Source organism: Mesotoga sp. UBA5557 (assembly GCF_002425715.1).
Taxonomy (GTDB): domain Bacteria; phylum Thermotogota; class Thermotogae; order Petrotogales; family Kosmotogaceae; genus Mesotoga.
In genome coordinates this window covers 21,725-44,710 of the sequence record NZ_DIMV01000099.1, presented here as the reverse complement: position 1 = coordinate 44,710, position 22,986 = coordinate 21,725, and the positions used below count along the sequence as shown (strand labels likewise).

The 22,986-nt window shown below is 45.4% G+C and carries 12 protein-coding genes; 1 reads left to right on the top strand and 11 read right to left on the bottom strand.

Annotated features, from left to right (window positions below):
* Positions 1-117 precede the first annotated feature (117 nt).
* Complete coding sequence (locus B3157_RS12335) at positions 118-4,335, bottom strand: acyl-CoA dehydratase activase (protein WP_292590743.1); 4,218 nt, start codon at positions 4,333-4,335, stop codon at positions 118-120.
* A gap of 156 nt (positions 4,336-4,491) precedes the next feature.
* Complete coding sequence (locus tag B3157_RS12330) at positions 4,492-5,919, bottom strand: DUF1254 domain-containing protein (protein WP_292590742.1); 1,428 nt, start codon at positions 5,917-5,919, stop codon at positions 4,492-4,494.
* Positions 5,920-6,320: 401 nt separating this feature from the next.
* On the opposite strand from B3157_RS12330, the gene B3157_RS12325 reads away from it, so the two are divergent.
* Complete coding sequence (locus B3157_RS12325) at positions 6,321-7,019, top strand: MerR family transcriptional regulator (RefSeq protein ID WP_292590741.1); 699 nt, start codon at positions 6,321-6,323, stop codon at positions 7,017-7,019.
* Positions 7,020-7,930: 911 nt separating this feature from the next.
* Here the strand turns inward: B3157_RS12325 and B3157_RS12320 are convergent.
* The 9 genes from B3157_RS12320 to B3157_RS12280 all read right to left on the bottom strand — a co-directional run bounded on the left by B3157_RS12320 (position 7,931) and on the right by B3157_RS12280 (position 22,908).
* Positions 7,931-11,032, bottom strand: a complete 3,102-nt coding sequence (locus tag B3157_RS12320; protein WP_292590740.1) for an amylo-alpha-1,6-glucosidase — start codon at positions 11,030-11,032, stop codon at positions 7,931-7,933.
* The gene (locus B3157_RS12315) at positions 11,013-12,044 is read right to left on the bottom strand and encodes a glycoside hydrolase family 172 protein (RefSeq protein WP_214059724.1); all 1,032 of its coding nucleotides are present in this window, start codon (positions 12,042-12,044) and stop codon (positions 11,013-11,015) included. The genes B3157_RS12320 and B3157_RS12315 overlap by 20 nt, the downstream gene beginning before the upstream one ends.
* Before the next feature lie 37 nt (positions 12,045-12,081).
* Complete coding sequence (locus B3157_RS12310; RefSeq protein WP_292590739.1) at positions 12,082-12,918, bottom strand: carbohydrate ABC transporter permease; 837 nt, start codon at positions 12,916-12,918, stop codon at positions 12,082-12,084.
* Positions 12,919-12,933: 15 nt separating this feature from the next.
* The gene (locus B3157_RS12305) at positions 12,934-15,204 is read right to left on the bottom strand and encodes a carbohydrate ABC transporter permease (RefSeq protein WP_292590738.1); all 2,271 of its coding nucleotides are present in this window, start codon (positions 15,202-15,204) and stop codon (positions 12,934-12,936) included.
* 55 nt (positions 15,205-15,259) lie between these two features.
* A complete protein-coding gene (locus B3157_RS12300) occupies positions 15,260-16,561 on the bottom strand; it encodes an ABC transporter substrate-binding protein (protein WP_214078344.1) in 1,302 nt (433 codons plus the stop codon).
* Positions 16,562-16,606: 45 nt separating this feature from the next.
* Positions 16,607-18,796: an MGH1-like glycoside hydrolase domain-containing protein gene (locus B3157_RS12295; RefSeq protein WP_292590737.1), complete on the bottom strand. Its 2,190-nt coding sequence runs from the start codon at positions 18,794-18,796 to the stop codon at positions 16,607-16,609.
* A complete protein-coding gene (locus tag B3157_RS12290; protein ID WP_181815882.1) occupies positions 18,786-19,523 on the bottom strand; it encodes a FadR/GntR family transcriptional regulator in 738 nt (245 codons plus the stop codon). Before B3157_RS12290 ends, B3157_RS12295 begins: the two co-directional genes overlap by 11 nt.
* Before the next feature lie 718 nt (positions 19,524-20,241).
* Complete coding sequence (locus B3157_RS12285) at positions 20,242-20,961, bottom strand: hypothetical protein (protein ID WP_292590734.1); 720 nt, start codon at positions 20,959-20,961, stop codon at positions 20,242-20,244.
* 552 nt (positions 20,962-21,513) lie between these two features.
* Complete coding sequence (locus B3157_RS12280; RefSeq protein WP_292590733.1) at positions 21,514-22,908, bottom strand: DUF1254 domain-containing protein; 1,395 nt, start codon at positions 22,906-22,908, stop codon at positions 21,514-21,516.
* Positions 22,909-22,986: the final 78 nt, after the last annotated feature.

The following is a 22,986-nucleotide window of genomic DNA, read 5'->3' as shown; positions in this document are numbered from 1 at the left end:
CTGAAAACAAGTCTTCACTGAGAGCTACCCTGATCTTTGAAAGGATTTTGGGAGCCGGATTCTGTGTACTTCACAGGTCTTCGTTTATCGCAGTTGCTTGCTCCAAGAATCCTCTGTCTAATCTGGGGCTAAGGCTTTTTCTTCCCTCAGTCGAAGCAATAACGATTTCACCCTCTTCACTTGAACCACGAAGGATTCAAGTCTGCTTTCGACGGTCGGAGTGAATGGGTTTCCGTCAGACTCAAAGAAGAGTGTCGGGATATTGCCGGCAAGATCAAAGACCTCTCTTTTGAGCTTGTTCGAGTTTCTCCTTTGGTGATCTAGTCCTCTTTCTGCAATGGCTTCTGCAATCCTGGTCGGCATACATCCAAATGGGCCTATAGAAATGACTCCGTCATATCTGTCTATCGATTCGAACAAGACGGCTCCTAGAGTGAGGACTGCTTCTCCTGTAAGCTTGGGGTTCAGAAAGTCCTTTGAGACATCTACCATACCTTCAATATCAACTAAGTGCGCTCTGTAAAGCCCACTTTTTTCGAGGACTTTTTTGACTCGCTTTTCTATAGATCGCTTTACAACAATTTCAACATGTTTCAACCCTCTCTTCAACGGTCCAAGCTCTGTTGGTACATATTTCTTCAGCAATATGTAGTCCAGATAGTAGATCCACTCTTCAATTGGTGAAGCATGCATAATTATTCCATTATCTGCAAAGAACAACTCGAGTGATTTTCTGGAGAACTCGTCGTTTCTAACGTATATCTCCCCTGAAAGCAGAACTTTTGGTGTCGTTTCGAAATCGCTCTTTAGAGGGATCCTTGAGATCTTCTCGCAGATTGTCTCCAATTTTCTGATTACTTCACCATATGAATCGCGTCTCAAGCTCTCACGAAGAATCTCGCGAGCTTCTCTGGATGCTTCGATAGCCTCGTCTCTATTTGAGGCTAGCGTAAGAAGGGCATTTTCAACATTACAGAACTCGTCAGCCATGATCATGCTTGTCCATATTCTCAGTTTAGTTTGAAGGCCCATGCCCGCATAACCGTTCTCAGAATTGAGGGAGAACAGTAGAACATTGCTTGCATTGTTCTTGTCCAGCCAAAGATCTATGTAAGTACTGTACTGACCAAATCGGCAGGGGCCGCGAGTATCAGGCATGAAGTACATTATTACGCTTTTGTCGTCCTTGTTTTCCTCAAGGTAGCGAATAAGGCTTCCTAGAGTCAGGTGAAAAGGCAAACATTCCTTGGATAATGAGTTGGATTTTCCCAGCTGAAACTCTAATTCTGTCGGTCTCGGGAGAACGTGAGTGTTGATGCCGACCTTTTCGAAGGCAGCAGCCATGAGCTGAGCTGCAAACTCGCCCATGGTAGGGACGATTACTTTGACCGAAGGATCTGTAATGGGAATGTGTCTTCCGTCCTGCAGCTCTATGCTGAATGTCCCGTTATTCGTTATCAGTTTCGGTCTCTTCGCCCGTTTGCTTTCTACTGGCTCCGCGTTCCTTTCTATGGAGCTTCTAACTACATCGGCGAAGGCTTCGATCCTGGTCTCCACTCCGGCATCCGATGTATGACTATCCAGTTCCAGAATCAGGGATGGCTTTTTCCCCATAATGTCTCTAAAGAAGGAGATCAAAAATGAGTCAGGTCCGCAGCTGAAGTTGGTTATGTAGAGTGCGAAGAGCTTTGGATTATTTTTTACATATCTGGCCGCCTTTAGGTTCATCTCACCCCATGCCCAGTACATTTTCTCATGTGACCTTTCGTTTTCATAAGGGAGAGCGTCAAAAGTCACTACAGGAATTCCGCGTGAAGCAAGTTTTTCCGGGATTCCCATGTTGGCGTCACTGGAAAAGGCATTGTATGATCGGCCGAAGATCACGACACCGAAATCCGATCTCGCGACGTTTTCAAGAAACCTGTTCCCAATCTCCTTTATCCTTATAACGCTATCTTCGTAGGATTCTACTCCATTGGAAAAAGCGTTCAAAGCTTCTTCGCGGTTCCTTCCCAGTGACTTCGCAAGTAAGACGAACTTCTCTTTCTCTTTTTCGAAGCCCTGCGAAAAATCGAAGAAATCTGTCAAAATCCTTTTCGACCCGAGCTCCTCAAAACTCCCCATTAGCCAGTCCGGTTCGCTCTGCACAAATGGGCAGAACACCGAGTTTTCAACGGAGTTCGCAACCTCTAAACCCTTGACTGCTGGAATGAAGAAATAGTCGGGATTCATCTCCAAAAGATCATACATATAACCATGTGACAGTTCGACTGGAAAACAGAATTCCGATTTCTTTCTATCCCAGCCTCTGGGGTCGGACTTTTCCGGTACGACGATTTTAAACCCTAGACTTCTGAAGAAATTTGAGAAGAGAGGGAAGAGAGTATTCATAGAGAGAGACTTGCTGATTCCTATAGTCTCGATGCCCTTTTCGTCTGACCGTTCAAAGACTATCTTCTCTCTATCGGTAGTATATATGTATTCGTTTCTGTTTATGGGAAGGTTAAGACGAACATTTTCATACTTGTTGCAAGCACCGCCGAAGGGAAACTTCTTCCCTCCAACTTCAATTATGCGGATCGGACACTTTCTGTCGCATTTCTCTGCTCCACCGTCACAAATGAAGGTATTGAGATAGCGCACTTCTTTTGAGATCAAGTCAACCAGCTCAAAGCGTTCTTCTTCCAATTGGCCTTGTTCAAGCTTTTCCTTAACCATGAGTGATACACCAAATGCGCCCATGAGTCCGGGATGAGGTGGGACGATTATCTCCTTCCCAGTAACTGCCGCCATTGCCACGGGGACAGCACGATTGAGACATACGCCTCCCTGCATAAAGACCTTTTTCCCAACCGGTCTCATAGCTTTCACTCTGTTTGTGTAGTTCAGACAGATAGAGTAAACCAGGCCGGCGCAGATATCTTCTCTGGAGATGCCTTCGTTAATCGCAGTCTTAATATCGCTGCTGATAAAGGCCGCACACTGATCGCTGAAGTTTGGTGGAGATTGCCCTTTAAGCGCATAGTCTCCAATCTCTCTGTAATCTATGTTCAGAGATTCCTTTGCAGATTCTTCGAGAAATGACCCCGTACCCGCAGAACAGGCTTCGTTCATTGCATAATCCAGGGCAACCCCATTGGATAAGAAAGTGTATTTGGCATCCTGACCGCCAATCTCAAATATCGTGTCGACTTCTCTATCAAAGAATGAGGCAGCCCTTGCGTGAGCCATGATCTCATTGTAAACGGCACTCGTCTCGCAGAAAAGGCCAACTATCTTTCTTCCAGAACCTGTAACCCCGAGACCAATTATTTCGACAGGAACATCGAGCGAAGCACGAATCTCTTCAAGACACTGGCGTGTAGCGTTTATTGGATCTCCCATAGTCCTGAGATATGAACTAGCAAGAATGGTATTGTCCTTGGTTCTCATAACAACCGCCTTGGTTGTAGTTGAGCCAACGTCTATACCGAGAATGCAAGAATCACCGTCTTCAGCTGTCTCGAAAGGCATCTCCTTGAAATCGACCATGTCTACAAACTTTGAAAGGGGCTCATTCTTGGGGAAAGTCATTATACCTTCCTTGAAGACAGTCTCTTTATCTATCTCGATTTCTTCGAGAGCACTGGCATGTAGATAAGCGCCGAAGGCCTCAAAGAAGAGAGCCTCATCAGGTATGGTAATTTCCGCGATTTCTTTCAAGTGATTCAGCACAAGCCGGTTTTTTGTTACTCCACCAACTAGAAGTATCTTCTTTACACCAGCCCTGTGCATGAGCTCACCGATCTTGTCGGACATGACCTTTCCAAGACCATTGAGAACCGATTCTTTAGGTGTTCCCTTGTTAAGAGCATGAGTACAATCGCTCTTGCAAAACACGGTACACCTGGAAGAAAGCTCGTAAATCTCGTTTGTTTCCACTGCGTTTGCTGTATCCAGTTCGACATCCATTCGCTTTAGTTGCTGGAGAAAGAACTCTCCAGTTCCTGAAGCGCATTTGCTTCCTGTGAAGACGGCTGTGATGTTTCCCTTATCGTTTAGCTTATACAGCGTGAAATTCTCTCCGCCCACGCTCACAATTGCCTCATGATCTCCGTACTTGCTTTTCAGTTCTTTGTAGGCAAATTCAGTGGCTTCAACTTCGGGGATTTGGGGAAGATTCAACAGCCTTCTTCCTTTCTTTCCAGTTACTACGACTACTCCTCTTTCAAGGATTTCCGGAAGAAAGCTTTTGAGTACTCTTAGTGGATTTCCTTCATGCAAAAGCCTTCTGGGAGTTTGACCATCATACCAGGAAATAGTGCTTGAGCCTATGCAAAGTCCAGCTCTATCCAATTGACTCGCCCCGGGGCTTTGAAAACGCTACATAAGATGTTAGAAGCATACTGATTAATGATAGCACGTATAATTCTATTTAGTTTAACGCTCCGAAAAATCATTACTGCGTTTGTACGGTCTCAACTCAGAGATTGGCTCACTTAATAGCAAAAGCTAATTATGATAGTCGGGCTGGCATTCATTCCTATATTCTGACTTTATTACTCCAGGAGGACAGTATAGAGGATCAAGGGCTCTTGGTGAAGGCAGATACATTCTCAAGGACAAAGAAAAAGGTCCATTGGGCGCGGGGAGCCAGTTGCTTTCGAGATCAGGGCCTGGCGAATCATGCTGGATATAGATGTCGAGAGACCCGTCATCGTTGTATGACAATCTTGACCGATCACCTATTGAGTATCTGTTAATTGGATTAGGCACCATGAACTGGTCTTCATCGTAGATTGTGATGGACCAGAATCCACCCGGTCCAACGGGTGGAATTTCGTTGCTTTCAAAATGGATCAGGTAATTGTACCTTGAGCCATCATAAGATTCTCCATCGGCATCTGCATAACTTATTGGATAGTAGGTTTCCTCAAGATCGCTCCCATAGAGACCCATGTAAGCGGCCGAAGCTCGAATCTCATACTTACCCTGCATCTGGTTTCGATTACCGAAGACTCGCTTTGTGAGACTCCAGCCATTCTTAGTAGTTCCCAGCAGTTCACCCGGTCTGAGAATAACTTCCATGGCATCTTCAATCCCTTGCTCAATTGCAGCCCGTATTTCGGAATTAAGATCTGCTTCGTCAAACGGAAGATTCGGTCCGATTCCAATAAGGCTGAATCTTTCGATCAAGGCTTTCTCAGATGGATGAATTTCTAGCTGACCTAGAAGGAAGTTCAGATAGTAGATAAAACCGGCCGACTCGGCTCGTTCCTGTCTGAAGACCGGAAAAGTGTCTGTTCTTACAGATTTAGGGGCTTCATAACCAAGAAAGGAACTCAGGGGCTGGATTAGAAAGCTTTTTTGAATTTTGCGTATCGCATCAATCTCACCGGATATCTCTGGGTTTATTGAAATCCTTGCTAGACACAAGACAAAGTTTCCTTCGCTGGTGAATACTTCATCAATGCTCTCGGGAACTTCTACTAATGACTTCGGACCGGTGATCAAGAAAGTCCTTGCCCCGCAACCGGTGGTTCTCGTTCCTGCATATGCGAAGTTATGAGTATACATGTCGACAAACTGTAAGGAGTAGTATCTTTCGCAAATAGCAGGTATCTGAATTATGATTGGTTCAGCTCTCAAATCAAGCCATGCAGCCGAGAACACTGTATCGTTGTTCGGGCGGACAATCTCTCTGAATTCAGGCCCAAGCAAACCTTTGCTATGCTTGAACCGGTTGAACGCATCTGGTATCACGGCCTGCAGAGTCATTGTTCGGAAATTCTCAAGCATTGGATAAGCGAAAATATACGCCTGTCGTGCGATTTCCCTTGCTTCGTCGCAGTTGTTCGTTGCCGGAGTCGATCCTGCGCCTAAGAAAGCGAACAAGAACACAACCACAGACAGCAGGGTAATTAACTTCTTAAGATCCATCTTCGAATCCCCCATGTGAACTACCTGGTGTTGCAAATGGAAGTGGTCATACCAAGTACGATTATGAGCTCTATGAATGGTCTGTTTTCACATCACTTTATGCTAATCACATTATACCTGTATAAGATACAGAAAACGGGACATAGATTCTCCCGCTTATCTGACTGTATATTGGGCGAAATTGTTTGGGCAAGTAACAGATCGGAGTAATCAACTGTTAATTGCTTTGGCTTTACCTCCTGAAAGTGATACAAGTGATGCCCATAACTGTGCGGTTTGACTCGAATGAGATAGGGGAAGCATTCGCCCTGGCTGAGCTAACATCGTTCTACACTGATCAGAAGATGCGTCCTTGACTGTAACGCATCGTAGTAATATTTGATGAATGTTGGAAGGATCACATGAATGTGAAGGGAGTTGCAGAGCTCACCGGTCTCTCCGTTCGGGCGCTTCAGCACTATGACAAGATAGGACTTCTAAGTCCCAAGCGCAATTTGGCAAATGGATACAGGGAGTATTCCGAAGGAGATCTAGATAAACTTCAGCAGATTCTCTTTTTCAAACAGTGTAGCTTTTCTCTGGAGAGGATCGAGAAGCTTCTAAGCAATCCAAGGTTCGATAGAGAGAAGGCCTTAGAACTTCAGAAGAAGAACTTGATTCTTGAGAAAGAGAGAATTGAAGCTATGCTCAACACTCTTGAAAAGACGCTCAAAACTATGAGAGGGGAAGATTCGATGAGTCAAAGAGAAAAGTTCAAAGGATTTGATTTCTCTTACAACCCATATGAAGAAGAAGCTAGACAACTTTCTGGTGACGAGACAGTCGAAAAAAGCAACGATTTTATCGCATCGAAGAGCGATCGGGAGAGGAATGACATGGAGAAGACACTAGATGAGCTATTTAGAGGGCTAGCGGAGATTAGGGACGAAGTTCCCGATTTAGCCCGCGCCCAGGAAGCAATCGAGAAGATGTATAATACGTTCAACGAAAGCTTTGAACATTACAACACCATTGAGTCGTTTGCCGCCTTGGTACAGATGTACGTGATAGATGAGCGGTTCAAAGTGAACATAGATGAGTTCGGTGAGGGCCTTTCATAGTTTCTTTCCAGGGCAATGCAGAGATTCGTCGATCGGCGCCTTGAAAGTGGTCGAGAGCAATAGAAACTCAGACTAGATGACTTTGAGGCCGAAGACTATTGGAGTAACCCCAGGTTCCAAACAGACATCGCGCGATTTCCTAGAACAGGTCCTGAAATTGGGACTCGCAGTTTTTTCCAAATAGTCCAGAGTTATTTCTTGTGCTCATTTTCGCGTTTAGACGCATTGAGTTGCAGATATTCTCTCCAAGACTCAGGTCAACTGAATTGGCACTTCCTGATCTGTCGTGAAAGACCCTGATTTTCGGAACGGTCGTTATCGGCATCATTGTGGTAAGCTATAATTCAGATGAATAGCTAATTATACGGTTGTCTCTTGTAAGCGGCACATTATTAGGGCCAGAGTCGAGATAAGATCTGACGAAAGGACTGACAGCTATTGATCAATCAAAGGTGGTTGATTACTCCTGAAGATGCATGAGGTTGTCAAGAAAGTACAATTGATAGGAAAAGGGCAAAGAAAAACAGTTTAAGTTTCATTGTGTTTCCACCCCCATGAAGCGCTGGTACTGAGATAGGCCGAAATTGCAGAACGAGGCGGGTTCCAACTTATGCCAACTCATGAAGTGCCCCTCTTCAGTTCACAGGCCAGGTACTGAGCACAACAACGCCAAATAAGTGAGTGCGTCTATTCGAGAACGCCTTGTCGCGTAGAGCTCAGAACAGAACTAATGATAAAGCAAATAGTATCTGGTTATGCACAAAAAGAGAATCTAGTGGGGAATTCAATGAAGCGAAAACACTGCAGACTTCAACAAATAGTCGATTTCTCGTCGACGCCACAACCACATACTGTCAGACTTTTCTTTCTCAGCAGAGGTGATTACAGTTGTCGCCTTTTCACGGTACAGTCTAAGCATTTCGTGAATAAGCCTTTAGAAGAACAGTCACCGTTTTGTATGAATTGCTCTTATTACCCTTCACGATGAGTTCGTTGCCCACAATGTCGGCGTTCTCGGCTTCGATCTTCCCGGATGCCATAATAGGAATGGAAGTAATCTTTCCCGGTGATCTAACAATCAGCTGCCAGCAGTCAGATTCCGATATTCTCCTAATTGATATTATCCTGGGTTGTGAACTCTTTTTGCCTTTGGTGAGCTGTGGTTCAACTGGAAAGATCAAGAACGGGGCTGTATAAGTAATAAAAATGTCCAGCATCTTTCCCGATATACTTGTGTCAAGTTCAACTCTCTTTGATGTGATTCCGTCGAGGGTTCTTACGGGAAGCGGTTCGTTGTTGACAGAAATCCCAACATTACTTGATTGTTTGGGTATCCACGGTGTGAAACGTACAGAGAATTCTTTCTCCATATGTATTCTAAAGTGCTGTGTCACTTCTATCCAGTCACTAATCAGTGTCGTACATTCATATGACAACGCCAGACAGTTGCTCCCCAACGCTAGACAGGGAGCTTCCACTCTCCTGAGGTTTAACGGTATTGAGGGCTGAAAGTCAATGATACCCTCGATCATGTTTGGAGCGAAGCCAAGCACACCTTCGTAGAAGGGTTGAAATCCCATTGTTTCAGACCATGCCTGATGAGGACATATCCCGGAGAGTTCGTAGGTATTTCCGTGTAGAACTTCCGGGATATACCCTGATGAGAAGTCCTTATTTGTGTATAGATTGGCAAGCATGTGATTGTGAGCGTCAAGATCCGCCCCAAGTCTGAACTGAGCCAAAGCAGCCCAACCGGTAAATAGAGGCCAGACGCTTCCCTCATGATAGCCTTTGGGATTGAATATCCCTGAGCTCTTCCCTATTATTCTTACCCCCCAGTCGGTGGAAAAGTCATCACTAGCCAGATCTTCGATCTGGGCGGAGATTCTTTCGTGAGGCACACAGTTGAAGATCAAACCCATTGAAGACATAATCGTTCTGAATTTCATTTGCTTTCCCGCTTCATCTATTCCCAGCACAAAACCCGTCTCAGGATCGTATAGTTTTTCGAGGCCAATCAAGCATCGTTCTTGTAGATTTGACAAATGAGACTTAACCCTTTCCTCTCCAAGATAACTGGAAAGCATTTCTATGCCCCTGAGAGCTGCAATCCATATGCAGTTCAAATAGAATGAGGCCTTTGCGCCGTACAGTTTTCCCCCTTCGACCCAGCCGTGGCCAGCAATAGTGTTTTCAATAAGACCGTCACCATCTGAATCGGTTTCTGAGCAGTAGTCTAGAGCTTTCTCTATTCTGCCCCAGTTTTTCCTTGCGAATTCTATGTCGCCGCTCTGCAAGCAGTACCTATACATCGCGTAAAGATAGAGGGGAGTGGAGTCGGCAGCGTCATAGTGAACAACATTGCTGGTAGTGAGTTCATGATAGATCTTTCCATCGATTCTCTGGAATTTCATTAGAAGTTCTAGATTCTCTTTGACGGTGGTGAAGTCTCCACTGTCGAGAAATGCCAGTGAGCACCAGAGGCTGTCTCGGCCGAAGTACCAGGCGTAGCCGGGCCTCGCACTGAACCAGCCCGGTCTACTTGAAGCATATCCAGCTACAAGGCCAGTTCCAAGATTCGGTACGGTCACTCTGAACTTGATTGCTCCAATTCTTGCCATGTCAAGAGCCTCATTGAGTCTTGAGTCATCTGTTATGATCCGCCCCTTCTCGAGGTACTTCAGGTAGAATTCGTTGGCCTTGAGTATCTCATCTTGCATATCGATTTGCTTCGGGAGCTCTTCGTCTTCGATACATGAGATCACCGAGAGCACGGCCGTTCCTGTCACTTTGCTACCAATCGTCACTGAGATCTCTTTGTCAATCCTATCCAGAGATAGTGATGATGGACTCGAGAAGATGAACAGGCTCTTGATCTGGCCGTCCTCGGTCTTAAGAATGAACCCGTTATCAAGTTTGGTGAACCGTTTTTCTCCGTTGAAAGCATCATCCATTGGCCACATTATCCTGAGATCAGATTCGATACGAATATCAATGCTGTGTTCTATGTAGTCGTAGAAATCGAACTGCAAGAACAGATAGGGGTTCTCTAGACTACAGAAGACAGTTATCTCTCCGCAGCAAAGCTTATATACGACTCTTTCGGGTGTGTAGAGAACCCTATTGAGCGCTTCTGACAAGTGTTCTCCATCTATAGAGAACTCCATGGATCTAAAGATTCGGAAGGGATGCACCCACACTTCTTCAATTCTATGGACAGAGAGATTTGCAAGAATACGTCGGCCTGTGGAATTGATGTAACCTCTTGCGTTTTCGATTTCCATAGACGGAACTGGCCAGTTAGTCACTGACAAGACTGATGGAAGTCTTTGATCTGAAGTCTCTGAAGTCTGAACAAATACCGAGTCCGATTCTATCCAGTATTTGCCTTGTCTGTTAGGAGAAAGCATCCAGAGGATGCTGTTCTCGATGAACCTTCGTGCTTCGGCATTATACGGATTATCGGGTTCCTCAAATGAAAGATAGCCTCCTATAGAGAGAACTGGAAAGCCTCCAATATCATGAAGCCAAATCAGTTTTCTCTCCCTAATATAGCTTATATATCTTTTCTCAACGGCCACTACCTTTGCTCTACTGCCAAGATAGTAGAAGACATTCGGTATCTTTTCAAGGCCGTTGAGATGGATGCTGTAGAAGCCTCCAAACAATCCTTCAAATAGAGGGTGGTTCTTATAGCATTGAAATCCCCTTTTGTCCCACGGGGAGCTGTCCATAAACACTCTTCGCTCTTCAATAGTGCCGGCATCCTCTACCCCAATCGTTTCAATAATTCTGACGGCCTTTCCTATCAGAATTATGGGTTTGGTGCCTATTGAGGGCGATAGAGATTTCAGATCCGGTACGATGTTGTTCAGTATTGTCAGTTCATTCTTATCGCAATCAACTCTCGCACTGGTTTGGTATCCAGCTTTCTGAATGATCTCAGCGAGGTGGTTCCCTTTCTCTTCAATGACACAGATCATCTGCAGTTTCTTACCTCGACCACAGTTCATCCTGAGAATATCTCTTTGAAAAGTCCAAGTGAGGCTCCCTTTGATACCAGTAAGCTACTGTGGCAATATCGTCCGTCAAGGGCTGGAATGTCCCGTCGGGATACCAGCCAAGCGCTTGCACTGTTACTTTGATTGAGTTGCTGAACCGTATGGGATCAGGAATATGCCAGCGATAGAGGCCGTGCCTGGGAACCTGTCCCTCATCTCTTTTCCATAGGGGGTAACCGCAGAAAGGAGCGGAGAAGGACTCACCAAAACACCATGCACCTCCAAAGTAATCTTCGGTTCCCGTTGTACAGATACTTGGGTCTTCTTCACCGTCAATGAAGAACTTGACTTCTCCCTCTCCCCACCAGCCATTTGAGAACTGAGTCCAGGAGGCAACCGTGCCCACATAATGACCGATGCCGCTAACACAGTCCAGGATTACGTGTTCCGGACACTCTCGAGTGGTCATCGATCTTCTCCATTCTGCATGGAAGTATGCGGCTGATTCAGGTATACTCCCCAGTGAGTAGTCAATCTGATAGAAGAAGTTTTGAAAAGGCTTTGGAGAGAGGTTCTCGACTTCAATTCTCGCGCAGTTTTCGAAAGGCATCGGCCAGTAGCAGTTGAATCCGCCCGATGGATTTACCGCCACAGGAAGCGAGTTAATATTGTATCTCAATCCGTGAGTGCAACCAAAGAAGTCTCCTAGCGGAGCTTCAACTGAAGGAGATTGTTCCCCATCCCAGTAGAACCTTATCAGGCAGCTTCTGTATGCGTTACTGTCAACGGTTATCCAGATGTGCCTTATAGTACCGGGTCCCTCAATTCTTGCCAGTTCGATTCTTCCCGTTGCTGGAAGCTCGATACAAGGTCTGACTTTCCACCCCTGTCCAAGCTTTCTTGCAGACCCCTTCCCTTCAGGACGTTCAAGAGCTCCTCCGGAAACACTTCCGTCGGGATTCTCCGCAGAAATCGATCGTGAGCATTCGTTTTTGATCTCACATATGTCACCAAAGAATGACAAGTTGATCACCCCTTTCTTCTGTTCTGCCAGCGACTGGCTACTTGTCGTAGCCCGATGTAAGTCTTATTCCCTGAACGATCCATTTCTGGGCGAAAATATAGACCAATATCATCGGAATAGACGAAAGAGCTGCAGCGGCCATCTGTGCAGGGTAGTTTGTTACGTATTGAGAGGAGAACATCGCTACGCCGACTTCAATAACTCGCATCTCTTTGCTTCTCGTAACTATCAATGGCCAGAAGAAAGATCTCCACTGTGAAAGAAAAGTGAAGGTCCCAACTGTTGCAATCACCGGTTTGCAAAGAGGCATGATTACTTTCCAGAATATCTGCCAGGAAGACGCTCCATCTATTCTCGCGGCATCTTCTAAGCTGCTTGGAAGGCTAAGCATATACTGTCTCATGAGGAACATTCCCCAGATATTTCCAAGCGCTGGAACTATCATCGCCCAATAGGTATCAACCCAGTTCATCGAGTGCAGGATGATGAATCCCGGAATGAGAGTAACAACTCCAGGGAGAAGCATGAAAGTAATGAATAGTTTAAACATGAAATCTCGACCCGGAAAGTGTAAGCGAGAGAGAGCGTAACCGCCCATCGCTACCAGGATTATCTGGCCAATAAGCACTGCAATTGTTATGAATAAAGTGTTGAAGATATATCTTCCCCATGGTTGCGATTGCCACATTTCCACGTAGTTCTCCCAACGAAGAACATCCGGGATCAGCTTTGGTGGAAGTCTGTACATTTCAAACTCTGCCATGAATGAGAAAGAGATCATGAGAATATAAGGAAGTAGTGTGGATAGTCCGAGAAGAATTAGCAAAGCCATAATTACTACTTTGACGAAAATCGAGAAGAATCTGTTATTCATCTCATCATCTCCTCTCTAGAAGTAAGCCTGCCAGCTCTCTTTGCCAAAGAGCTTGAACTCCACCAGAGTCAGTGCGGCCAGCAACAGGAACAAGATCCACGATTGTGCTGCGGCGTACCCCATTCTCATATCCACCCAGGCAGACTGCCAGATATGATAGAAGACGACATCTGTTGACCTAAGAGGTCCTCCCTGGGTCAAGACATAAATTGGAGTGAAGACCTGGAATGACCCAATGACGCTGGTGACAAGAACGAAGAGACTCGTCGGTTTGAGCAGTGGGAGCGTTATCTTCCAAAAAATTCTTGGTTTGCTCGCTCCATCAACTGCAGCCGCGTCATAGAAGTCCTTCGGAATGCCCTGGAGCCCAGCCAGGAATATGAGTAGTTGACTGCCAATAGCAGACCAAATACCGATTATCATCATTGATATCAGTGCGAACTGAGGTGATTCAAGCCAGGCTATTGGCTTTATTCCGACAAGGCCAAGAATGAAATTCAGGACCCCGAAGTCTCGATTGAAAATCCAGCGCCACACGATTGTAGTTGCGACCCCTGCAGTTACAACGGGAAGATAGTAGAGAACTCTCAAGACAATAGATAGCTTCCCCAGCTTGTTTACGGCAATTGCCAGGAGGAGAGAAATGAACATCCCTATTGGAACGTAAATCGAATAAACTGCAGTATTCTTCATTGCATTCCAGAACTTCAGATCTCCGAAAAGCTCAATGAAGTTCTCGAGTCCAACAAACGGCTTAGCTGCATCAACGATACTCCATCTTCTGAACGCGAGGAACAGCGCAAAACCCATAGGACCGACCGCCCACCAGACAAGGTGGACAAGAGCCGGCAGTAGAAAACCATAACCAATGAAAGTTCGTGTTATAAGTTTGTGAGACTCAATGTTTGTCACTATAAAGACGCTTACTATTACCATTACCAGAAGTACTAGAATTGCCCCTATGGAGAAGAACTGAATAGACAAGATAGAGTTTTCTCTAAGAGTCTCCTCGAACAACACAGTGAAATCGTATCCGCCAATATTCCGGCTTGCATATGTGTGAATCACATCATTGACTTTCGCAGAACCGGTTTCTATTCCATTTACTTGAGAAGATGTGACTATCTCGAGATTCGAGATTCTTCTGGCAGTCAGATTAGAGGCGACCACTTCGCCTTCGTGCTGGACAATGAAGTTTGCTCCCGTACTTCGTCTCGATGTGTCAACGAAATCAACGAAGAACCCTTGGTCCCCCTTCAATACTAAATGTTCAACATCATTGAACCAGGCCTTTGCTCTCTTCAACCCAACGCCTTCGCTAATCTCTCCAAGAGCTTCACCAAAGACAAAGAAGGCGAATGAAGCGATCAGTACGATCGCAGGCAGATATGCTGTCAGCCCAAATATCATACGAGTACGCTTATTCAGAGCGGCGTGGGATGCTGCCTTCTTGTAGAATGAGAGCAAGACGAAAACGGCAAAAACGAATGAAGCAAGAGCAGAGATCCACAGAAAAAGCGACAAAGAGGTGTATTTGTCTTCCCAATCCGCATCGGTTGTGAGAGTTGAGAAGAATCCAATTACATCCCAGTTGTCGGAATCATAGACCGCAATTGCGTTTATCAACGCTTTGCTTCCTTCAAATGAGATCTCCGCAGATTCTGGTCTTTGGCTATTTATCGTTTTTCTGAAGAGACTACGAATCAAGTCGTCTTCTATTCTGGGCGAATCTCTGGGAACAGCGAAATCATTTTCGTCACCGAAGTAAACGACGAAATCTCTTTCATACGTTTCACTTGCTTTGTCGAGAAGATCGTCAAATCTGTCGAGAACAACCAGAAGGATATTGTCGTCAAGTAGGCGTATCCCAGTCTGAATGTATGTTTCATCACCATAAACGACGAGCTCAGTCTTCGGATATCCAATCGAAAAGGTAAGATTTTCGAAAAACAGGGAGGAAGATAGACTATCCGGCGCAAAATAACCAAAGTCATCAATCAGGTTGCCTGAGTAATCGAACAAGCCAGCAAAGACAACGTCATCTGAAAAACTCTCGAGTACGGCAGTGACTAATTCTGGCCTCTCAATCAAAGGATCCATCTCCAGGTCGATGTAGGCCGTCAGGTTTTGGTAGTTGAGTTTGAAGCTTCTTAGCAAAGAAGCCTCACTCTCAACCAAGAAGTCATTGAGGCCATTTCTGGCATAGAAACCCAAAATGGCAAATGCCGATATCATCAGAAGGCCAACAAACACCAGTAACCCGACAATGATCTTGTAGTGCCTCAAAGCCATCCCTCCCGGAAAACGAGGGGCAGTGCAGACTGCCCCTCAGATGAAGAAATCAGTTTTCACCCTTTTCGATATACGTGTCCATTGTTGTTGCAGCCCAATCCATTGCCTGCTTGACGGTCTCTCCACCTACGTTCATCCTGTCAAATGCCTCTGCCCATGTGTCTTCGAACTGCGGTCTATAGTATTTCGTCTGAGAACCAACCGGGACTCTTGCAAAATCAAGCATCTTGATGAAAGCTGCGTCGAGTTCGTCCTGAGCTGCCTGTAGCTCTGCGATGTTCTTTATTGCAGATATTGCCAGTCCGCCTTCTAAACAACGTTTTGTTTGAGCAAATTCGCTTGAGAGAAATGCAGCAAGCTTTGTCGCGCCTGCTTTGTCGGGAGCGTTGACAGGGACCGCCCAACCGGAAGCGTAGGTTACGGTTGCTTTGCTTTCAGGACTTGCGTAAGGTATTGGTGCAGCTCCAACAACCAGGTCAGCCCCCTTGGCAATCTGACCTCTGATTGACACGTTGAACCATCTACCTGTGATTACCATCCCCACTTTCCCTGTATAGAAGAGTGCAGAAGTTCCGCCCAAAGAGCTAGCCTCTTGAGGAGAAGGTGCATATCCCTTTGAGAGGAGGTCGATGTAGAAGGCGTAATTATTCACGTTCAGATCGCTGTTGAGATAACCAGATGTCTGAGTGAAGTCCGGGCTGAAGACCTCTCCGCCGCCTGCCCAAAGGAGTGGTATAACAACACCGACCCATGACGGGAAAGCGAAGCCCCAAACGTCGTTCTTTCCATCACCAGTAGTGTCCTTGCTCAAGAGACGAGCGGTCTCTGCAAATTCCTCCATTGTCCAACCATCTTGAGGAGGATAAGGCACGCCAAGTTCATCAAAGACCTTCTTGTTGTAGAATATCCCAATTGGGCTCGTGTCCTTTGGAAGGGCGTACAGACTCCTACCTGATCTGAAGATGTCGACAAGTACTGGGAAATACTCGTCCAAGTTGGTGCCGCTTGCACCTTCTCTGCTCAGCCTGCTGATGAAAGGATTGATGTCTGTCAAGTAGTTGCCTTCGACAAATGCAGGAATCATCTCGGCATCAAGCAGAATGACATCGGGTGGAGTTCCCGCTCCGATGTCGGTCAGGATTTTCTGATAATAGTCGCCTGGAACCGGTTCGTAGACTACCTCATACTCCGGATTCAGCCTCATGAATTCGGCAATGATTGCTTCGTCAAGAGCTGCTTCTTCAGCGCCTGCCCAGGTCGCGACTCTGAGCTTGGTTGCTCCCAGTACAAGTGAAGAAAGCAAAATCAGAGCAATCACAAGAGAACCCTTCAGATATCTTACCTTTTGCATACTCCCACCTCCATTTTGATTACCTGTCCGCTAGAATGCGGGTGATTAATTGATTACAGTTGTTTTCCCGCCAAGCTGAACTTCAACCGCGCCATTATTCGAAACAACTCTAACTTGCCTTCCTGCAACCTCCAGATTATCGATCTCGAAATCAAGGTCGAAGGGAAATGGATCAAATTCGATTCCATTCTCAGAGATATCAATGCCTACAACGTATCTGATCAGAAGATCGATTACCCATGAATGCTGGTAATCATCGACACCTCTGTAGATACTCGGCCTTCCGTTGAAAGGGTTATAGTGTTCAAAGCAATTCGGTCTTCTTGGATCACCGTCAAAGAACATCATTTTGATGAACTTCTCGATAATCTCAACAGTCTTTTCGCGAAGGAGTGGGTCTTTGAATCTTCTTGCACATATTCCTAGAACGTCTACGATATGGCTGTTTGTCATTGGCCATACTCTTCCGTTCCAGGGGCAGTTGTGTCTTTTGCCTTTCCATTCGGCCCATTGACTGAAGGAGTGATCATCTAGACTTGTTGCTGGTACTGGGAACTCGGTCCAGAACTCTGCTGGATTGAGCAGATGCTTCTTGAGACCAGGAATGTGAGACTCATCTACGATATCCGTTAGATAGGGATAGAAGCATACTGCTGCCTTCACTCCCGTTCTCTTGAAATTGGCTGGATTGACATCTGAGAAGATTTCGTAATCCGGATCCCACATTGTTTCAAGAACGGCCTTCTTCGTCTTCTCGGCGCTCAATTTGAAACGGCTGCTTTCTTCATCAAGACCGAGAATTCCCGCCATCCAGGAGAGCGCCTTCTTGAGGTTGTATACATAGACTGTTGCATCTACGCCTTTAAGCCTTATATTATTTGTCCAGCCGTACCTATCAGACATTGGATCAACGGCAGTGTATCTGCTCATAAACTCCTGTCCTGTCTCGAACTGATCGACTACATCATAGAGTCCGGAGTTCTCCTGATCTCTAGATGAATCGAAGTAGGCTAGATACTTCTTTAGTGGTTCATAAATCCTGCTTATGAAATCAATATCTGGGTGAACACTATGTAGATCCCGAATCGCCCTCCCCCAGTCGGCGTGGTAGAAACCGTTCTCCTGAATCTGGTTAACATAGATATGACCTACGAACGCCCCATCTTCTTTCTGATTCTCCAAGAAGTTCAGCAGACTCCCTTGACCAATACTCGGACTGTTGGACCAGCGAGTTTCCAGGATATGGCATTGTGCGCTGTAAGTGATCAGTGCTCTGAAGTAGTCGAGGCCTTCGGCAATTGCCGGATGCTTCATAAATGACTCGCTAACCTCGCTTGTGAACAGTTTTAGTCCATACCACCTGTAGTAGTAATATGTCTGCATGAATGGATCACTAACGCGAAACTGAGGCAACGATGCAAAATACCGTTTCCAGGTTTCCGTGCTCTTTTTAACAGGATCTATACTGAGCAGCCTTTCTCCTCTCTCAATAACCTCTTCTCCACTTTGCGCGGCACCAAGACCACAGACAAATACAGACTCGTCCATCGGATCGATAGTGATTCTTCTGTGAACGCCCATGTAGAGTAGTCCGTTTCTGTTAATGCCATTATTGACGATTCCGGCCAAGAGCCCTTTCTTGCTAAGTTTCTCGTAGAATGGAGTCAATCTGAAATTCGGGATGTTGGCCGTTCTCTCTGAAAAGGTAATGTTGTAGTTCTCCATGGCTTCAAGTGCTAACATCACCTCTGACTCGATTGGTCTTCTGTTTGGTTTGATGAGTTTCTTTCCGAAGAGAATTCCGTTTTTCGCAGGTTCTGCATGCGTTATATCTGTCTCTAGATCACTCTCAGAGCACTGCTGGGCTGTCCAAACCACAACATCCAACTCGATCGGTTCCTCGCCCATGTTCTTGAGCGTTACTTTTGAGAGAAGAAAGTCCTCTTCTAGCAAAGCTTTCTCTTCGATCAACTCAATATTCTCAGCCGAAAACCTGCTCTTAAGAACCGCGGGGTTCCATGTCCTGTCTACGCACCTGAAATCGATTGGGATTCCATTCTTCATTGTGCTGATCGCATAACCTGGATCAATTCTCATGTCAAAGTAACTCAGAAAATCCCATGCTCCCGGACTATCGAGAAACAACGGAAATGGAGGAGCCCATAGGAGCCTGTTCCCCCCTCCTAAGTACCATTTGTCATCTCTTTCAAGAATCTTCAGTACATCAATCTTCATATGAGTCACTCCTATCAACTCCCTGGCAGTTATGAAGCAGTTCCCGACCATAACCAGTTAGGTCAACTATGTCCTTCTTGTCAATCTCGATGATCTGATCGTAGACTCTCAGTGCGCCCTTAACGTCTCTGGATGCTATTGCCTCATAGAGGTCCTCATGAAGAGGCAGTCCGGCATCTCCGAAAGTATCCAATCCAAGTGGCGACTTCCACAAGATCTCAAGTCCATCAAAGACCACGTCGAAAACCTCCTTGAGGAATCGATTGTGAGAGATCTCAAATATCTTCTTGTGGAAGGCGGCGTCTGTATTTGCGAGGTCATGCTTGTCTCTTATAGCCTCTAGAAGTTTTTCCATACAGCGAGAAAACTCTTCAATATCACTCTGACTTGAATTGGATATTGCGAGAGCTATCGCAGATTTCTCTAAAGTGCTTCGGACTTCTATCAAGTCAAATATGTCTCTTGCGCTGTCTGTCTCAATCTCAAAATTGACATTGAACTGAATTCTTAACTTCGTTCTCTTAAGAACAAAAGTTCCGCTTCCGTGAACGGTTCTGGTTATGCCTTCATATTCGAGAACCCTGAGCGCTTCACGCACAACGGTTCGACTTACGCCCAATCGTTCAGTAAGTTCGAGTTCCCCTGGAAGTCTCTCTAGATCCTCGAGGACTATCATTTTCTTGAGCTTGTTTACTACATCTGTCGCGGTTCGTCTTCTTGCTTTCATAGCCAATTGACCTACCTCAACTTGATTTGTTGTCTACTCACCAGACAAATTAATCATATTTTATTACCTCAACCATTGAATACTTCAGACGTACTATAGCTGCCTGCGTTTCGTTAGGTTTATCTGCAGGGGATTATCTAAGAAAACGAATTCCATCTTTACCGAGAAAAATGTTGTTGTCAACAACTATGACTTGAGTATTCTGAAGCAAGAAAAGACTTTCGCGAAGAGACAAGGTGAAATTTATCGCAATCAGTTGACCAGCTCTTATGGTCGGACGAATAACAGAACCGAAATCGGATGGTTCGCCTACTTCCTAAATAAAAGACAAAACAGTACAACTGATGCATTTCAGGAACAGAGGGATCATTACCGGAAGACTCATTAGCTTTACATTATTGAACTGCAATGATAGTCCAAGCCGAAGAATATCTCTTGCTTGAGGTCGATACCTTTTCTTCGTTCACTCTTAACAGACAGAAGGGCTTCGCATACTTGACGAGCGCTATGGTGTTTACAAAGAGCCGGTAATCTCACTACAAATATGTTCGCCTCCGATAACTAGTAATCACTACGCCGGCCTTAATCGCAATGAACCCGACTACTGTAAGTGTTACTGGCAGCCCAACTGCTGTTATCCTTCTCATTCATTTGCAAGAAAGCAAGAAGCCGGAGTCAAGTTCACTCTCCGGCTTAAGTAAGCGGTTTTCGAAGACAACTACTTGGCTAACATCTTCTCCATTACTTCAAGTGCCTCGTCAGATAGTAGAATCATGGCCAATCTTTGAGGTGTGATTCTGTTCTGCAAATTATTCTGCAGTGTCTCAGGACTCCTGTCGGTAATTCTTTCAGAAACTTGCTCTTTGACAACTTTCATTCTTTCCTGAACATCAAGATTCTTCAATCGCTCCTGAGCTTCGGGCGGGAGATTCTCCAGACGATGTCTCATCTGTTCCGCTACATCGGGAAGCTTCTCCTCAATTCTTTCTCTCATTTCATTTACTCTGCTTGTGCCTACGCGGTTCGAAGCTACCCGTTGCTGCAAGTACTCGGCAAGATTTTCACCCTGCTTGATAGAGATTATTGATTTTAAACCTGTTAGGTAATTCTCCATTATGGATTGCATTCTAGTCGCAAAAGCTTCTCTTTCTGGAAGAGGAGCAATTTCACCTGAAATTGCCTCCTCGAGAGTGCTCTCAAGAGTATTAGTAATCCTCTCTTTGAGGCCTTCGAGTTCCTCGCGAGTGGATTTCGCAAGATCGTAAATCTCCTGAAGCTGCTCAGGAGAAAGTTCAACTGCATTTAGCACATTTGCTATCTGAATCTGGCGCTGCAGTTTCAGAATATCTTTATCTACTCTGTCTCCGAAATTTGGAGCTGCAGTAGCGACGACCCCGAAGATCAACACCAATATCGAAACAACCAGTATCTTTTTCATTCTTGTCACCTCCATATGAAACTAAAACAATTATAGAAATCAATAGGTGGAAGGAATGTGAAATCAATCGATGAAGCCAACTATCAATATGAGAAAGAGCTCATCATTGACCACATATCTTCTTTATTGTTCGATCATCTCGTTCCTTTGTTCTTGAATTGTAATCACTATACCTGGGTTCATGAACTCCTACACTCTTGATCTTGGTCCCCGCTTGTGGTGGAGTGTGTGCTCTTTGAAGTGCTTCTAAAACTAGTGGCATATCCGAAGTTGAACGATGAATTCGCTCTTTGGCGTTATGTGGTTTGTGCTCTATGTGTTCTTACTAGGAACCAACAGCCGCTCTCAAGAGGAGCTTTATAGGTCAGCGGCTTTTCCGGTCCTCAAAGACCTACACCCTCCGCCACTGCGTGACCCTTAAGGGAGGACTTAAGATCAGATTCATCAGGAGCCAAACACAGCATTCATGCAAGAGAGAAACGTCAACATATGAGTGCCGTTGAACTCGATGACTTACGGATAATGATGAGGAAAAAAAGCGAACTCTATGCTCTAGTCTGTAAGTCGAGACTTCTTCACTGCGGGTGGGCAGTACAGAGGATCGAGTCCCGCAGCTGCAGGGATGTAGATCCTCATAGTTATGGTGAACAGTCCATCAGGGGCTGGTAACCAGTTCGACTCCTTGTCCGGTCCCGGTGGTTCGTGCTGCAAATAGAGAATTAGAAATCCATCTTCTTCATAGATCAACTCAGATCTGTCCCCGATTGAATACCTGTTAAGAGAATTTGAAACCATCATCTGATCCGTATCATACATGGTTATTGACCAGAATCCCCTGGGATCAACCGGAGGCATCTCTTCCTTTGAAAATGAAAGCGTGTAATTGAATCTCGAGGCATCTAGTAGATCCCCATCGCTGTCAACTCTGCAGCTAGGGTAATAGGCCTCTTCGAGATCATTTCCAAAAAGCCCTATGTGAGCAGCGGCTGCTCTAACAAGATACATTCCCTGCATTCTCTCCCTATCGCCGAAGATTCGTTCGGACATTGTCCATCCATTTCTGATCGTTCCCAAAACAGAACCTGGATTGCATATAGAAGCACGAGCTTCGGCGATTCCTGAATCAATTGCTTCTCTTACCGGTTCCGTCAGGCTGGACGGATCGAACGGATAATCCGGACCAATTCCTATTCTCGAGAAGTCATAGATTAGGTCTCTCTCTGAAGGATGAATCTCTAGTTGCCCAAGCAGGAAATTGAAGTATGCAATGAATCCGATAGAATCAGCAGCTTCTTGGTCAAAAGGAAGAAGAAAATCGTCTAGAAGAGGAGGTGAGACATCGCCAGCAAAATCACTCAAAGGTCTCAGAACATAATTCTCCTGTATCTTCAATACTTCTTCAAGATCTCCCGGTAGCTCGCTATTCACGGCTGTCCTAACTAAACAGTAGACAAAGTTTCCCTCGCTAACGAACATTTTCTCAACATCTGAAGGTACTTCTCCTTCCCAGTTGGGTCCCGCAATCATTATTGTCAATGGATCTGAGCCGGTGACCCTAGTACCTGCGTAAGCAAAGTTATGAGTGTACATGTCTATGAACTGGAATGAAAAGTAGCGATCGGGTACTGGCGGAATCTCCACTACAACGGGCTCACTTCTTAGATCAAGCCACGCAGATGAATAAAGTGTGTCGTTGTTTGAGCGCACTATGAGTCTGCTATGGGGACCAAATAGGTTCTTAACGTGGGTTAATGAATTGAATCCACCTCTTTCCGTTACCTGAACATACATCGTTCGGTAGTTTTCTAGCATAGGATATGCAAAAACATAGGCCTCGTTCGCCAATTCCTTCGCTTCGTCAGGATCAACTGTCAGGCTCTGCTGCAATGCAAAGGCTGATAAGACGAGCATCAAAATCATTGACCACGAAAGTAATACTTTTCTCACAAGATACAACCCCCTATCTCCAAAAGCGACTAGGCTGACAATTGCCTAACCGGAGCGTTTAAAATAATCCTGAAAAGA

Coding starts and splice junctions, on each gene's coding strand:
- B3157_RS12295 (WP_292590737.1), bottom strand. CDS start 18,796: ATGAAGATTGATGTACTGAAGATTCTTGAAAGAGATGACAAATGGTAC.
- B3157_RS12285 (WP_292590734.1), bottom strand. CDS start 20,961: ATGAAAAAGATACTGGTTGTTTCGATATTGGTGTTGATCTTCGGGGTC.
- B3157_RS12300 (WP_214078344.1), bottom strand. CDS start 16,561: ATGCAAAAGGTAAGATATCTGAAGGGTTCTCTTGTGATTGCTCTGATT.
- B3157_RS12320 (WP_292590740.1), bottom strand. CDS start 11,032: ATGAACTGTGGTCGAGGTAAGAAACTGCAGATGATCTGTGTCATTGAA.
- B3157_RS12290 (WP_181815882.1), bottom strand. CDS start 19,523: ATGAAAGCAAGAAGACGAACCGCGACAGATGTAGTAAACAAGCTCAAG.
- B3157_RS12330 (WP_292590742.1), bottom strand. CDS start 5,919: ATGGATCTTAAGAAGTTAATTACCCTGCTGTCTGTGGTTGTGTTCTTG.
- B3157_RS12325 (WP_292590741.1), top strand. CDS start 6,321: ATGAATGTGAAGGGAGTTGCAGAGCTCACCGGTCTCTCCGTTCGGGCG.
- B3157_RS12310 (WP_292590739.1), bottom strand. CDS start 12,918: ATGAATAACAGATTCTTCTCGATTTTCGTCAAAGTAGTAATTATGGCT.